Genomic DNA, 304 nt, shown 5'->3' with positions numbered 1-304 from the left:
CCTCTTGCTTATCTAAACCTGAAACTTCAGCGATAGTAGCAAGTGTATCCACATTACTTAAATTTCTCGATTCAGTGAAGTATGCGAAAAGTAGATTTTCCGTAATCTCTTTTTCTTTTCCTTGATCCTTTGCAAACTTCGCAAGACGATGCGCATCAAACGTGTTCGTCGGCTTCATCTCATCAAAATTAAAACTTAAACCCATACTAGCTGCATGATTTCCTAGCTGTACGTTATTACGCTTAGCTTCTTCAATACTAATTCCATACTTTGATGCAAGTACTTCATTAATACTTGTCCCAGA

The 304-nt window shown here is 37.2% G+C and carries 1 protein-coding gene; it reads right to left on the bottom strand.

Features of this window, described 5'->3' with window-relative positions; genetic code table 11:
- Positions 1-304 (bottom strand): DsbA family protein (locus ACTJK5_RS23190; RefSeq protein ID WP_440613345.1); only part of this gene is annotated, 304 nt, incomplete at both ends.

This window comes from Agrobacterium sp. 22094, assembly GCF_052046015.1.
Taxonomy (GTDB): domain Bacteria; phylum Pseudomonadota; class Alphaproteobacteria; order Rhizobiales; family Rhizobiaceae; genus Agrobacterium; species Agrobacterium cavarae.
Note: the sequence above shows the minus strand (reverse complement) of the source record. Positions and strands in the feature narration are given on the sequence as shown.